This is a genomic window from Micromonospora halophytica (assembly GCF_900090245.1).
GTDB classification, from domain to species: Bacteria; Actinomycetota; Actinomycetes; order Mycobacteriales; family Micromonosporaceae; genus Micromonospora; species Micromonospora halophytica.
The window spans coordinates 194,883-208,496 of record NZ_FMDN01000003.1; the positions used below are offsets into that span (position 1 = coordinate 194,883).

The window sequence follows — 13,614 nt, forward strand, 5'->3', positions numbered from 1 at the left end:
TCGGAGACCGCACGATGAAGCTCGCCCGCGACACCTGGCTGATCTTCCAGCGCCAGTTCCAGCTGCTGATGCGCAACCCGGTCTGGGTCTTCGTCGGCGTCTTCCAGCCGGTGATGTACCTGCTGCTCTTCGCCCCGCTGCTCAAGCCCGCGCTGAACGCCCCCACCCAGGCGGCGGCCTACAAGATCTTCGTCCCCGGCCTGCTGGTGCTGCTGGCCATCTTCGGCGGCCTCTTCCAGGGCTTCGGCCTGATCGCCGAACTGCGCGCCGGGGTGATCGAACGCTCCCGGGTCACCCCGGTCAGCCGGCTCGCCCTGCTGCTCGGCCGCTCGCTGCGCGACGTCGTCTCACTGATCGTGCAGGCCGTCATCATCACCCTGCTGGCGCTGGCATTCGACCTGCGCGTATTCATCGGCGACCTGCTGCTGGCCTACCTGATGCTCGCCCTGATCGCGCTGATGACCTCGGCCGTCTCCTACGGCGTCGCCCTCAAGGTCAAGAGCGAGGACGCGCTCGCCCCGCTGATGAACACCGTCGCCCAGCCGGTGCTGCTGCTCTCCGGCATCCTGCTGCCACTCACCTTCGCCCCGGGGTGGCTCCAGGGCGTCGCCGAGTGGAACCCGTTCTCCTGGGCGGTCGACGGCACCCGCGCGCTCTTCGCCGGAGACCTCGGCAACGACAAGGTCTGGCAGGGGCTGACCATCATCGCGGTGCTCGCCGCCGCCGGCGTCTTCTGGGCCGCCCGGCAGTTCGCCCGCAGCGTCCGCTGACAAGAGCCGGCTCCCACCTGGGGCGGGGCTCCGGCCGTCCGCTTGTTGCGTAAGGGTGGTGCCCCGCCTCACCCATGACAGGACCACCTGGCTGACCCACGCCCAGCTGGGCCTGTGGGGCTTCTCCCTCTACGGGTTCGGTCCGGTCGTACGGCGGACGACCCCGAACCCGTCCCCGCATGATCCCTCCGCCGGGGTGGCGGTGGTGGTCTCCGTGTCGCCGGGGTGGCGGTGGTTGTCTCCGTGTCGCCGGGGGCGGTGTTGTCGCCGTGTCGCCGGAATGGCGGTGGCAGCTGCTGTCCGACACCGCCATTCCGGCGACACGGAGACGGCTGGCCGTCAGCGCACCCGGGCCAGGGTGACCCCGTCGGCGATCGGGAGCATCACCGTCTCGACACGGACGTCGGCCAGCACCTCGTCGTTGAAGGCGGCGATCGCCCGGTCGTCGGCGTCGCGTGGGGCGAGCACCCGGCCGCCGCGCAGCGTGTTGTCCACCGCGATCACCCCGCCCGGACGCATCCGGGGCACCAGCTCGTCCCAGTACACCGGGTAGCCGGTCTTGTCGGCGTCGATGAACGCGAAGTCCAGGTGACGCTCCAGGGGCAGCTCGCGCAGCGTGTCCCCGGCCGGGCCGATCCGCAGCTCGATCCGGTCGGCGACACCCGCCTGTTCCCAGTACCGCCGGGCGATGCCGGTGTACTCCTCAGAGATGTCGAAGCAGGTCAGCCTGCCGTCCTCGGGCAGGCCACGGGCGATTGCCAGCGAGGAGAGCCCGGTGAACGTGCCCACCTCCACCGCCTGCCGTACGCCGAGCAGCCGGACGAGAAAGGTGAGGAACGCGGCCTGCTCCGGCGCCACCTGCATCACCGCCTGGTCGGGGAGGGCGGCGATCGTCTCCTCGTACAGGTCGCGGACGGTCCCGTCCGGCGACGACCCGTGGGCCACAAGGTAGGCGTGCAGTTCCGGTGTCAGCGGCAATGGCTTGGAGGTCATGTCCGGACGCTAGCCGAGATGGGCGATCTCCTGACCCCCCGGCGCGACCTTCGTCCACAGGTCCGTGATGTCGAGCTCCAGCTCACCGAGGAGCCGGCGCAGCATCGGCAGCGAGAGCCCCACCACCGTGCCCGGGTCACCCTCGATCCCGGTCAGGAACGCCCCGCCCAGCCCGTCGATGGTGAACGCCCCCGCCACCGCCAGCGGCTCCCCGGTCGCCACGTACGCGGCGATCTCCTCGTCGCTGATGTCGGCGAAGTGCACCACCGTCGACGCCACCGCCTCCGCCCGGGCTTCGTGCGTCACGTCCACCAGGCAGTGCCCGGTGTGCAGCACCCCGCTGCGCCCCCGCATCCGCCGCCAGCGGTCCGTGGCGTCGGCGGCGTCCGCCGGCTTGCCCAGGATCTCCCCGTCGAACGCCAACACCGAGTCGCAGCCCAGCACCAGCGTGCGCTCGTCCGGGGTGGCGCGCAGGCGGTCCAGCACCGCCAGCGCCTTCAACCGGGCCAGTTCCAGGCACAGATCCTCGGCCCGGTCGCTGACCACCTGGGACTCGTCGACGCCGCTGACCAGCACGTCGGGTTCGATCCCGGCGGCCTGGAGGAGCTTGCGGCGGGCGGGACTCTGGGATGCGAGGACGAGGCGCAGCGGCAGGGAGTTCGGCACGCCGCCGACGCTACCGGCTGATCCGGGGCGGCGGGTCGTCGGCACGGCGACGTCGACGCCAGATCAGGTAACCCCCACCGGCGGCAACGATCACGCCGAGGGTGACGAGACCGCGAGCGGTCGCCGCGTCGTCACCGTCGCTGTCGGCAACTGCCGTGGGTGGGGCACCGTCGGGCGGTGGGGTGACCGTCGACGACTCGAAGCCTAGGGGTGGTACGTCAGCGGTGAGCGCGGCGACGAGGTCGATGACTCCGTACCCGTACTCGTCGTCACGGCCGGGTGGGCCCTTGTCGACAGCGGTGGCGGTGAGCCGGTGCGCGACCTCGGAGGCGGGCAGGTGAGGGTACTTGGCTCGGATCAGTGCTGCAGCGCCCGCGACGATGGCCGTCGCACCTGAGGTGCCGGTTCCCCTTCGGTATCTGCCGTCATTGCTGGTGCTGAAGATATCGACGGCGGGTGCGACAACATCGATTTCCGGGCCAGTGACCGAGATCGCGGCTCGGGTTCCGGTCTGATCAATTCCGCCTACTGCGATCACTCCGGGCTCTGCTGCAGGATAGCCAACGCCGATCTGAGGCGGGCCGTTTCCTGCGGCGGCAACAACTACGATGTTGGCGGCGAGGGCCTCCTTGACTGCCTTCTGTAGCCGGACGCTAGCGGCAGCAACAGCGGAGACGCTAATAACATCTGCATGGTTTGCCGTCGCAAATTCGATGCCGGCGGCGAGTGCATCGGTCGTGCCATCTGCCTTGGGTGGCGATTCATAAATCGGTAGGATTTTAGCCTTGGGGGCAATGCCCATAGCGCCGGCGTCGCCTTCTTGTCCATGTGCGGCAATTAGGCCAGCCATGCCAGTGCCGTGACCATCCCGGTCTTGCCTCCCGTCGCCAGCCCCACCTGGGATGACGTCGGTGCCTGGCAGGAGGTTGCGAAGTAAGTCGGGATGAGGGTCTACTCCACTATCTGGAACTGCGACCGTGACGCCTTCGCCCTGGCTGGTCCGGTGGGCGTCTTCCGCTTTAAGGTAGCGCAGGTGCCACTGTTCATCCCGATTTCGGTCCCCCTGGGCTGGGGTTGCCGGAATTGCTAGGATGACTGTGAGGGCTAGCAGAGCTAATGTGGCCCTGGTTGAAGCTCGATTCACCGGCTGAAGCCAATTGCGGGCCCAGGGTCGATTGGTCCATCCTCGTCTGGTGGACGGACAACCGGATCTACGCCTTCCCGGGTAGCCCACGGATTATCTGGGTCCCAGCGGCCCGAATCCCCCTCCTGTTCTCTGCGGCTAGGCCGGCCTGGGATCCCCTGAGGACTTCCAAAGCCCGGCGAACCGCCAATCGGCGACATCCCATGGGCTGGACTCAAGGGGCTGGTCCGACCGGTTCCTGGTCGGGAGCCCGCTGCTCCCGTGGGCGCGGTCCCAGCGGCTCCTCCACCGATCACGCCACCCACGGGATTAATCCTGCGCGATTGCGTGCCATTTCCATGCTGGCCAGGTCCCGTCCCAGGTGTGCTTCCGATCAAACCTCCAGGCTGCATGAAGCGAGAGGGTGCGTTGTGTGGGGGTTGCCCTCCGCTTGAGGGGAGGTGACCCGTTTGCCCACGGAGTGCAGCCGAGGAGCCTGGACGTGATGACGTAGACGGGGGCGGGGCGGAAGGCAATGTCGGCGGTAGCCCGACGCCTTGTTGAGGCATTGAGGGCAAGCCAGTGCCTGGCATGGGTGAAGGGGTGGAGGGCGTGATCACGGACGAGTTGGCTCCGCCTAAAACAGGGCCGACGTTGGGCGCAGTGGGTGCATGAGCCGAATGCAACGGAGTGGCGGAACGCTTCGCCGGCGATGTCGGGTTAGAGGTTGATATAGGCACCGGCATGATCGGTGGGATGATCGGCGGGGCTGCACCCGCTCCGCTGGACGATTCGAACTGTTGATCGGACTTCGGCGCTGCTCTCTGCGGGGGTTGGCGGAGCATGACCTGGGCCTGCTGCAGTTCGCCGCTCAACCCGAACATGATTCCTCGGGCCCGCGAGTTCAACTGCTCCAGATCCGCGTCCGTCACCGGCGGCTTCGTCGTGCGGTTGCCGGCCAACGCCTTCGGGTCGGTGATCATCTCCTCGTACGAGCGTTTCTGCGCCAGCTTCGTCGAGTACTGCTCGTAGAGGGTCTTCACCTGAGGCCGGGCGCTGTCGATGGCGCGGGTCGCGGCGGCGAGCGCGTCGTGGTTGGCGGCGGCGGTGTCGTGGGTGCGCTGCACCTTCTCGATGAGCTGGTCCAGCTCGGCCAGGTACGCCCGGGCGGCGGCGTTGGTCTCCGGCGGCCACGCCTCGGCCAGCCCGCGACGGTACTCGTGGAGCCGCCTCATGTGATTCATCGCCAGGTCGCACACCTTGCGCCAACCGGCGACCTGCTTCCAGTGCCCGCTGGTGTCGTGGTCCTGCAGGCAGGCCCACATGCTCTGCACGTCCATCAACTGCCAGTCGGTGAGGCCGGACGTCCGGCCGCCGCCCCGTTCGATCACGGCAGCACCACCGGCCCCCGGTTGTCCGGGCCGGTGGGGTCGGTGAGGGTGGCGCCGCGGTGCGGCCTCGCGGCGTACGGGCGGGCGAGCGCCTCGCGTACGTCGCCGACGCGGGCGGCGGCGAAGGCGTCCGTGCCCTCGTACTCGGCGGCGATCTTCCCGGCGGCGCCTGCCAGGTGGCCGGTCGCCCCGCCCAGGTCCCACACCGTGTTGGCGGTGGCCTGCTGGGTCTCGTGGTGGGCGCGCAGGAAATGCACCAGTTCGATGAACGCGTCACACGGGTCGGGAATGGCTGCGGTCATGTCGTCCGCAATGTAGGACAGGTGCGGTGCGTAGTTGCGGTCGACCTCGGCCTGGAGCCGGTCGGCGAACTCGCGCATCTGGCGGATGTCGGCTTCGATGCGGTCGTTTTCGCGCAGCCAGGAAGCTGGGCGGTCCTCCTCAGGGATCATCGATCCTCCCTACCCGTCACGGCCCCGTTCCCCTGAGTGAGGTTAATGGGTCCCGTGTGATCTCGGCAGCCCCGACGAGGAGGCGGGACTCGGGTCGCGTACCCGGGGCAGGTCAGCGGGGCAGGCCGGAGGCGCGCCACGCGCCCGGACCGGCGGTGGGGGCCGCGACGGCCGGGCGGCTGCTGCGCGCCCAGGCGGAGACGGCCACCGGCGCGGGCGCGGCGACCGGCCGGGACCGGACGACGATCGCGCCCACCAGGGCGGCCAGTTCTTCGGCGGTCGGGACACCCCGGACGACCCGGAACAGCGGCTCTTCGGCAGACATGCCGTCAGCGTACGCGTCGCGAACTTGACCTTCGCCGCACAGTGGCGTGCCGGCGGTGTCAGCGTTGGCGACGCCGGGTACCGTCTCAGCGATGTCTGACGCGCTTCCCCAACTCGTTGCCGACCGGTACCGGCTCATCTCGCCGCTCGGTCAGGGCGGCATGGGTCGGGTGTGGAAGGCGCGTGACGAGGTCCTGCACCGGGACGTGGCGATCAAGGAACTCGTCCCGCCGCCCAGCCTCACCGACGACGAGCGCCGCGAGATGCGGGAGCGGTCGTTGCGGGAGGCCCGGGCCATCGCCCGGCTGAACCACGTCAACGTGGTCCGCATCTTCGACGTGCTGCGTACCGATGGCGATCCGTGGATCGTCATGGAGTACGTCGCGTCGAAGTCCCTCCAGGACACCCTCGCCGAGGACGGCCCGGTGCCGCCGTCGAAGGCCGTCGAGATCGGCCTCGGTGTGCTGGGGGCGTTGAAGGCGGCGCACAAGGCCGGCGTCATGCACCGCGACATCAAGCCGGGCAACGTGCTGCTCGGCACCGACGGCCGGGTGGTGCTGACCGATTTCGGTCTGGCCACGATCCCCGGCGACCCGAACGTCACCCGCACCGGCATGGTGCTCGGCTCGCCCGCGTACATCGCGCCGGAGCGGGCCAAGGACGGCACCGCGGGTCCGGAGGCCGACCTGTGGTCGCTGGGGGCCACCCTCTACGCGGCGGTCGAGGGCAAGTCGCCGTACGCGCGGCCGTCGGCGATCGCCACCCTGGCCGCGCTGGCCACCGAGCCGCTGCCGCCGCCGAAGAACGCCGGCCCGCTGAAGCCGGTCCTGCAGGGGCTGCTCCGCAAGGACCCGAAGGAGCGGATCACCGCCGAGGTGGCCGAGCGCCTGCTGCGCCGCGCCGGCGGCAAGCGGGCGAAGCGGGTCCCGCTGCTCGACGGCGTACGCCGGCCGGGGCCGAACGGCCCGCGCGAGCCGCGCCCGCCGCTGGTCCCGGCGCCGCGCGCGGCCGAGCGGTCCGCCGGGTCGACGCCGAAGCCCACCGCACCACCCAAGGCTGCCGCTGCGGCGGCCACGGAGGACGCGACCGCCAAGGTGCCCGCGAACGCGGACGCCGCGCCGACCGCCAAGGTCGACCCGCTGAAGCCGATCGCCAAGGCCGAGGCGCCGAAACCGGCCAACCCCACGTCCGTGATGCCCGCCCCGGTCAGCCCGGCCGCCGCGCCCGCCGGGCGTCTTCCCGGTTCGGTGTACGACGGGACGAAGCACGATCAGCGCAAGCGGAACCTGCTGATCGGCGCGGTGGTGCTGGTGCTGCTGGTCGGTCTCGCGGTGCTCGTCCCGCTGCTCGGCCGCGGTGGCGACCCGGAGGAGGGCGGCGAGCAGGCCGGCCCGCCCAGCGCCGCCGCGATCTCGTCGTCCGCGCCGACGTCGGCTCCGGCCGCGCCCCCGCCGAGCAGCGCGGCACCGCCCAGCCCGACGCCCTCGGCCAGCCCGTCGACCGACCCGAACGCGCTGCCGGCGGGCTGGACCCTGCACAAGGGCCCGACCTTCTCCATCCCGGTCCCGCCGGGTTGGCGAGTCGTTCGCACGGGAGGGGACATCGTCGTCTTCTCCCAGCGCAACGGGGTCGGCGAGATGCTGGTCCAGTGGGGCAGCAACCCCAAGCCGGACGCGTACGCGGACTGGCGGGCACAGGAGCCGAACCGCAAGCGGTATGTGAACAACTACCAGTACCTGAGCATCGAGCGCTGCGACTGGTACCGGACCTGCGCCGACTGGGAGTGGCTGGAGAGCCGGGACGGCACCCGGATCCAGGTCCGCAACCGGGGCTTCGTGACGGCCAGCAACCGGGGTTACGCCATCCGGTGGGAGGTCGCGGAGAAGGACTGGCAGGCCCAGCTCTCCACCTTCGACCAGATCGTCAAGGGGTTCAAGCCCGACCGGGTGAACTGACACCCGGGATTCGTACCGGTGCGAAGTCGATTCGCATGACTCTCCGTCGTACGGGGTATCTCCCCTCCGACGACGGAAGGGGGTACGACATGGGTTCCCGACGCAAGGACACCCGGCCCCGGCTGGCACTGTGGATGCTGGTCGCGCTCGGCGACATCGTCCTGCTGATGGTCAGTGTCGGCCTGTCGGTGCTGGTCGCGTCGCTCGCCGTCGTGGCGGTCACCGCTGCCGGGATCGGCGCCTGGCGGTTCACTCGACGCACTGCCGTGAACCGCGAGGCCGCCGTACCGGTGGTCGGTCGACAGCAGGCCTGAACCGGGCGGCCCGGGGCCACGGCAGCCCCGGACGCGACGGTGGCGGCAGCCGGACCAGTCATCGACCGTACGGTGATGATCGATCCCGCTGCCGCCGACGGAGTGTCGGGGCTGGCTCAGGTGTTGTTCGCCAGCGCGATCAGCCGGGTGCGGTCGCCGTTCCAGTAGTTGCGGTCGACGTTGCCGCTGATCCCGGAGACGCGGCCCGAGTCGGTGTACTGCCAGAAGCTCCAGAACGGAGCGCCGGCCGGCAGCGTGCCGGGGCTGCTCGCCCAGCGGGCGATCCAGAGCGGGTGGTTGGCCCACGGGCCGGTCCAGTAGCCGGTGCACTGGTTCCACCAGCTGGTGGTGGTGTAGATGACCGCGTACCGGCCGGTGCGGGCGCGGTAGGTGTTGAGGAAGTCCTGGATCCAGCTGCGCATGCCGGCGGTGGACAGGCCGTAGCAGTAGCCGCCGCTGTAGGGGTTGCCCTCGACGTCGAGCGCGGCGGGCAGGGTCCGGCTGTCGGCCGACCACGCGCCACCGTTGCTCGCCAGGAAGTTGGCCTGGGTCGCGCCGGAGGAGATGTTCGGGCGGGCGAAGTGGTACGCCCCGCGGATCACCCCGGCGTAGTACGCGTTGGTGTAGTTGCTGTTGAAGTTCGGGTCCTTGTAGGTCGTACCCTCGGTGGCCTTGATGAAGGCGAACTGGATGCCCGAGCTGCGGACGCTGGTCCAGTTGATGGACCCCTGCCAGCGGGAGACATCGATGCCGGGGACGGTGGCCGCGGCCGCCGGTGCGGCGGTGACCACGAGGGCCGCGGCCGCGGTGGCGGCGGCGGTGAGGCCGGCGGCGAGGAGCCGGCGCAGCGAGAATCTGGTACGGGCCATGGATGCCTCCAGGGGGGTGCCGATCGATTGACGACAATCCTTGGAGTTACTTGCCCATGAGCGCAAGGGGGGTTAAGGAAATTTTCGTCGACGGCTTGCACGTCCTTGCAGGACTGATCGGGATCGGTCAGCGTAGTGCGGCCGGGTCGATCTGCCAGCGGAACGGCTCGGCCAGGGTCAGCGTCTCACCGGCCTTGGCCACCTGGTCCTCGGCGTAGTGTTCACCGTCGAGCCGGTACAGCCGCAGGGAGTGGGTCTCGCCGTCCTGCTCCACCAGCAGGTACCACGGGATCCGGGCGATGGCGTAGAGCTGCATCTTGAGCAACCGGTCTGCGGCGACGTTGCCCGGCGGGACGATCTCACCGATGAAGAACACCTGGCCTGCGTCGAGAAACGTTCCCTCGTCGTCGGCATCGGTGACCACGAGGTCCGGAATGACGATCCGGTCCACACCGAGGCGAACGTTGATCGCATCGAACACCGATAGTCCCCGCGGCTCTGCCGCTGCCTCGATGCTGTTCGCCAGGCGCCGCGCCACCCGCTGGTGCCGTCGACTCGGGCAGGGCTCACGATCAGGCTCCCGTCGAGCAGCTCGATCCGGTTCGGGGTTTCGCCCAGGGCGAAGTAGTCGGCCTCGGTCCAGAGGCCGACGTGGTGTTCCAGGGGAGCCGGGCTCACCGGCGTCCACCTCCCGCTCCGTTCGCCACCGATCAGTTTCACACTCCACGAGCCGCGGGTAGCCGAACGACACAGCACCGGGCGGTAGGCTCCCCGCCCATGGTGTCGATCGACGGTCTGGGCGACCTCTGGGACAGGCTCTTCAGCGCCCAACCCGACCCCCCGCCCCTGCTCGTGCTCATCACCGCCCTGGTCGCCCTGGTGGTGGTCGCCGCCCGGCTGCCCTGGCGGATCGCCCGCAACGCGGTGACCATCGCCCATGAGGGCGGCCACGCCCTGGCGGCGCTGCTCACCGGCCGCCGGCTGCACGGCATCCGGCTGCACTCGGACACCTCCGGCCTCACCCTCTCCGCCGGACGCCCCACCGGGCCCGGCATGATCCTCACCCTGCTCGCCGGGTACGTCGCGCCGTCACTGGTCGGGCTCGCCGGGGCGTGGCTGCTCGGCGGCAACCGGATCACCCTGCTGCTCTGGGTCGCGGTGGCGCTGCTGCTGGCCATGCTCGTGATGATCCGCAACGTCTACGGGGTGCTCTCCCTGCTGGTCACCGGGGGAGTCGTGCTCGCCGTCTCCTGGTACGCCTCCCCGCAGACCCAGGCCGCGTTCGCCTGGACCTCGGTCTGGTTCCTGCTGCTCGCCGGCGTACGCCCGGTGGTGGAACTGCAACGGCTGCGCAGCCGGGGCCGGATGCCGGAGTCCGACGCCGACCAACTGGCCCGGCTGACGCCCTTCCCGGCGCTGTTCTGGGTGGCTGTGTTCGGTCTGGTGAACCTGGCCGCGCTCGCGGTCGGGGCGATGCTGCTCGCCGGCCCGATCCTCGCCGACGCCGGCCTGACCCTCTGACGGGTGCGGCCGAAGCCTCCACACCGGACTGATCGCCGCCCTCGCCCTCGGCGAGCGGGACGACGACTGGCCGCTGCCGGAGCCGGCCAGAATGATCGGCTGAGCCGGCAACCTGAACCGGGTCGCCGTGCGTGTCCCCTGCGACCACCACGGGGAGGTAGCAGGTGCCGGACGTCGACGGGTTCGACGAGTTCTACCGGAGCAGCCGACAACGGATGCTCGGCTTCGTCTACGTGCTGACCGGCAACCTGGCCGAGGCGCAGGACGCCGTCCAGGAGGCGTACATCCGGGCCTGGCAGCGCTGGTCCACGGTGAGCGGGTACGACGACCCGGAGGCGTGGGTGCGGGTGGTGGCGAGCCGGATCGCGGTCAGCCGTTGGCGCAGCCTGCGCAGCCGGGCCCGGGCGTACCTGCGGCACGGGGTCCAGGAGAGCGTCCCCGGCCCCGGCACCGACACCGTCGAGGTGGTGGCCGCGCTGCGCCGCCTGCCGGAGGAACAGCGCACCGCCCTGGCCCTGTACTACCTGCTCGGCATGCCCGTCGCCGAGGTGGCCCGGGAGACCGAGGCGCCGGTCGGCACGGTGAAGGCCCGACTCTCCCGGGGGCGGGCCGCGCTGGCCGGACTGCTCGCCGTCGCCGACCTGGAGGAGGCGTGATGCGTGAGAATCTGCACTTCGTCGACCGGCTGCACCGGGACCTCGGCACGGTCCGCTGGGCCGAGCCGGCCCAGATCCGCGCCGTGGCCCGCCGACGCAGCCGGCGGACCGCCCTGCTGGCGGCCACCGCCGTGCTCGCCGTGGTGTCCGGTGCCGGGTACGCGGCGGCCGGACGGCCGGTGACACCCGTGCCTCCGATCGCGGCCACCCCGGCGTCGACCGTCGTACCGGCCGAGATTCCGCCGGAGGTCCTGCTCGCCCCGAGCGACGTGCCACTGAGGACCGGGGTGCGGCTCGGCGAGTCCGGACTCGGGGAGACGGTACGCGTCGACCCGCTGCTGGAGTCGTGCGGTCGCCATCGGGGTGTGCCATCGACCGGACCGAAGTCCCGGTCGTCCCGCTCCCGGACCATGATGCGCCCTGCCGTCGGCAGCCCGACGACGCCGGTGCTCACCCAGGACGTGTACCGCCTCGAGCCGCGGCACGGTCGACTGCTCTTCGGCACCGTCTCGCTGCTGTTGAACGCCTGCGCCGAGTGGCAGTTCACCGACTCCGTGCCGCTGGCGGGCGGGACGACGCCGACCGTGCGTATCCACCGATGGGAGGCGCCGGTCAGCGGGTTCGCCGGCGACGAGTCCGTGATGCTGCGCCACACGTCGTTGCCGCCGCACGCCCGGGCCGCCGGGACGGCGGTGGACACCGCCCCGCGGAGCGAGGTCACCATGGTGGTGCGGGTCGGTGACCTGGTCACCGTGATCGCGACCGGCCCGGACGTCGTCGAGGACACGGGCGAGGGCACCCGTTCCGCGCCCCGGCTCAGCCGCACCCAGTTGGAGACACTCGGCCGTACCGCCGCACGTCGGCTCTGCGTCGCCGCCGACCCGGGCTGCTGACGGGCCGGGCCGCGGGGAGGGCCGCAGGGAACAGGGTCAGCGCGCCGGGCCGCGTGACCCAGCGGTCGTGCGGCCCGGCCAGGTCGGGTCAGAGCGGGATGTTGCCGTGCTTCTTCGGCGGCAGGGTCTCCCGCTTGGTACGCAGCACCCGCAGCGCCCGGACGATCTGGGTGCGCGTCTCGTGCGGCGGGATCACCGAGTCGACGTACCCGCGCTCGGCGGCGATGTACGGGTTGGCCAGAGTGTCCTCGTACTCGGCGATCTTCTCGGCGCGGACGGCGGCCGGATCCTCGGCGGCGGCGAGTTCCTGCCGGTAGAGGATGTTCACCGCGCCCTGCGCGCCCATCACCGCGATCTGCGCGGTCGGCCAGGCGAAGTTCAGGTCTGCGCCGAGGTGCTTGGAGCCCATCACGTCGTACGCCCCGCCGTACGCCTTGCGGGTGATCACGGTGACCTTCGGGACGGTGGCCTCGGCGTACGCGTAGATGAGCTTCGCGCCGCGACGGATGATGCCCTCCCACTCCTGGCCGGTGCCGGGGAGGAAGCCAGGCACGTCCACGAAGGTCAGCACCGGGATGTTGAAGGCGTCGCAGGTGCGCACGAACCGGGCCGCCTTCTCCGAGGCGGCGATGTCCAGGGTGCCGGCGAAGTGCATCGGCTGGTTGGCGACCACACCCACCGGGCGGCCCTCGACCCGGCCGTAGCCGACGATCAGGTTCTGCGCGTAGAGGGGCTGGACCTCCAGGAACTCGCCGTCGTCGAGGACGTGCTCGATCACCCGGTGCATGTCGTACGGCTGGTTGGCCGAGTCCGGGATCAGGGTGTCCAGCTCCCGGTCGGAATCCGAGATGTCGAGGTCGGCGGGGGAGTCGTAAACCACCGGCTCGTCGAGGTTGTTCGACGGCAGGTACGACAGCAGCGCCTTGACGTACTCGATCGCGTCGGACTCGTCGGTGGCGAGGTAGTGCGCGTTGCCGCTGCGCGAGTTGTGGGTGCGGGCGCCGCCCAGCTCCTCCATCGCCACGTCCTCGCCGGTGACCGTCTTGATGACGTCCGGGCCGGTGATGAACATGTGCGAGGTCTGGTCGACCATCACGGTGAAGTCGGTGACCGCCGGGGAGTAGACCGCGCCACCCGCGCACGGGCCCATGATCAGCGAGATCTGCGGGATGACGCCGCTGGCCCGTACGTTGCGGAAGAAGATCTCGCCGTAGAGGCCGAGCGAGGCGACGCCCTCCTGGATCCGGGCGCCACCGGAGTCGTTGATGCCGACGACCGGGCAGCCGATCTTCATGGCCAGGTCCATCAGCTTGACGATCTTCTCGCCGAAGACCTCGCCGAGGGAGCCGCCGAAGACGGTGAAGTCCTGGGCGAAGACGCAGACCTGGCGGCCGTCGATGGTGCCGTACCCGGTGATGACGCCGTCGCCGTACGGGCGGGTGCGCTCCAGCCCGAAGTTGGTGGACCGGTGCCGGGCCAGCTCGTCCAGCTCGACGAAGGAGCCCTCGTCGAGCAGCAGCTCGATCCGCTCCCGGGCGGTCTTCTTGCCCCTCGCGTGCTGCTTCTCGACTGCGCGCGCCGACCCGGCGTGCACCGCCTCGTCGACCCGTCGCTCCAGGTCCGCCAGCTTGCCGGCGGTGCTGTGGATGTTGGTCCCGGTCTCGGTAGTCACCCAGGGAATATAACG

General features: G+C 70.6%; 15 protein-coding genes and 1 pseudogene. 8 read left to right on the top strand and 8 right to left on the bottom strand.

Going from position 1 to position 13,614, the window contains the following annotated elements:
- Positions 1 to 14: 14 nt before the first annotated feature.
- Positions 15 to 770: an ABC transporter permease gene (locus GA0070560_RS06035; RefSeq protein ID WP_091292366.1), complete on the top strand. Its 756-nt coding sequence runs from the start codon at positions 15 to 17 to the stop codon at positions 768 to 770.
- 339 nt (positions 771 to 1,109) lie between these two features.
- Here the strand turns inward: GA0070560_RS06035 and GA0070560_RS06040 are convergent, their stop codons facing one another.
- From GA0070560_RS06040 to mycP, 3 genes are read right to left on the bottom strand one after another with little or no spacing between them, the layout of a single operon-like run.
- Complete coding sequence (locus tag GA0070560_RS06040; protein WP_091292368.1) at positions 1,110 to 1,763, bottom strand: O-methyltransferase; 654 nt, start codon at positions 1,761 to 1,763, stop codon at positions 1,110 to 1,112.
- Positions 1,764 to 1,772: 9 nt separating this feature from the next.
- Positions 1,773 to 2,429, bottom strand: coding sequence for a Maf family protein (locus tag GA0070560_RS06045; RefSeq protein ID WP_091292980.1), 657 nt, complete (start codon positions 2,427 to 2,429; stop codon positions 1,773 to 1,775).
- A gap of 10 nt (positions 2,430 to 2,439) precedes the next feature.
- Positions 2,440 to 3,573 (bottom strand): type VII secretion-associated serine protease mycosin, encoded by a 1,134-nt coding sequence (mycP, locus tag GA0070560_RS06050; protein WP_425412601.1) that lies wholly within the window; start codon positions 3,571 to 3,573, stop codon positions 2,440 to 2,442.
- A gap of 822 nt (positions 3,574 to 4,395) precedes the next feature.
- On the opposite strand from mycP, the gene GA0070560_RS29885 reads away from it, so the two are divergent.
- Positions 4,396 to 4,584 (top strand): hypothetical protein, encoded by a 189-nt coding sequence (locus GA0070560_RS29885; protein ID WP_170839302.1) that lies wholly within the window; start codon positions 4,396 to 4,398, stop codon positions 4,582 to 4,584.
- Positions 4,585 to 4,614: 30 nt separating this feature from the next.
- On the top strand, positions 4,615 to 4,791 hold the full coding sequence (locus GA0070560_RS29890) for a hypothetical protein (protein ID WP_170839303.1): 177 nt from the start codon (positions 4,615 to 4,617) through the stop codon (positions 4,789 to 4,791).
- A gap of 148 nt (positions 4,792 to 4,939) precedes the next feature.
- On the opposite strand, the gene GA0070560_RS06060 is transcribed toward GA0070560_RS29890, so the two are convergent.
- Both GA0070560_RS06060 and GA0070560_RS06065 read right to left on the bottom strand, forming a co-directional pair.
- Positions 4,940 to 5,395: a hypothetical protein gene (locus tag GA0070560_RS06060; protein ID WP_091292370.1), complete on the bottom strand. Its 456-nt coding sequence runs from the start codon at positions 5,393 to 5,395 to the stop codon at positions 4,940 to 4,942.
- A gap of 112 nt (positions 5,396 to 5,507) precedes the next feature.
- On the bottom strand, positions 5,508 to 5,720 hold the full coding sequence (locus GA0070560_RS06065; RefSeq protein ID WP_091292372.1) for an acyl-CoA carboxylase subunit epsilon: 213 nt from the start codon (positions 5,718 to 5,720) through the stop codon (positions 5,508 to 5,510).
- Between the two features lie 91 nt (positions 5,721 to 5,811).
- Between GA0070560_RS06065 and GA0070560_RS06070 the strand changes: the two genes are divergently transcribed.
- Positions 5,812 to 7,674, top strand: coding sequence for a serine/threonine-protein kinase (locus GA0070560_RS06070; protein WP_091292375.1), 1,863 nt, complete (start codon positions 5,812 to 5,814; stop codon positions 7,672 to 7,674).
- Positions 7,675 to 7,763: 89 nt separating this feature from the next.
- Entirely contained in the window at positions 7,764 to 7,988 is a 225-nt protein-coding gene (locus GA0070560_RS06075) for a hypothetical protein (protein WP_091292378.1), read from the top strand.
- A 116-nt stretch (positions 7,989 to 8,104) separates the two neighbouring features.
- On the opposite strand, the gene GA0070560_RS06080 is transcribed toward GA0070560_RS06075, so the two are convergent.
- Both GA0070560_RS06080 and GA0070560_RS06085 read right to left on the bottom strand, forming a co-directional pair.
- Positions 8,105 to 8,857, bottom strand: coding sequence for a GH25 family lysozyme (locus GA0070560_RS06080; protein ID WP_091292381.1), 753 nt, complete (start codon positions 8,855 to 8,857; stop codon positions 8,105 to 8,107).
- 127 nt (positions 8,858 to 8,984) lie between these two features.
- Positions 8,985 to 9,535, bottom strand: a pseudogene (locus GA0070560_RS06085) (Uma2 family endonuclease).
- A gap of 99 nt (positions 9,536 to 9,634) precedes the next feature.
- On the opposite strand from GA0070560_RS06085, the gene GA0070560_RS06090 reads away from it, so the two are divergent.
- The 3 genes from GA0070560_RS06090 to GA0070560_RS06100 all read left to right on the top strand — a co-directional run bounded on the left by GA0070560_RS06090 (position 9,635) and on the right by GA0070560_RS06100 (position 11,927).
- Positions 9,635 to 10,378 (top strand): M50 family metallopeptidase, encoded by a 744-nt coding sequence (locus tag GA0070560_RS06090; protein WP_091292383.1) that lies wholly within the window; start codon positions 9,635 to 9,637, stop codon positions 10,376 to 10,378.
- Between the two features lie 164 nt (positions 10,379 to 10,542).
- Positions 10,543 to 11,034, top strand: coding sequence for a SigE family RNA polymerase sigma factor (locus GA0070560_RS06095; RefSeq protein WP_091292385.1), 492 nt, complete (start codon positions 10,543 to 10,545; stop codon positions 11,032 to 11,034).
- A complete protein-coding gene (locus GA0070560_RS06100; RefSeq protein WP_091292387.1) occupies positions 11,034 to 11,927 on the top strand; it encodes a hypothetical protein in 894 nt (297 codons plus the stop codon). Before GA0070560_RS06095 ends, GA0070560_RS06100 begins: the two co-directional genes overlap by 1 nt.
- Before the next feature lie 88 nt (positions 11,928 to 12,015).
- Here GA0070560_RS06100 and GA0070560_RS06105 read toward each other — a convergent pair whose 3' ends face one another.
- Positions 12,016 to 13,599 carry an acyl-CoA carboxylase subunit beta gene (locus GA0070560_RS06105; protein ID WP_091292389.1) on the bottom strand — a complete coding sequence of 528 codons (1,584 nt, stop codon included), beginning with the start codon at positions 13,597 to 13,599 and terminating at the stop codon, positions 12,016 to 12,018.
- Positions 13,600 to 13,614: the final 15 nt, after the last annotated feature.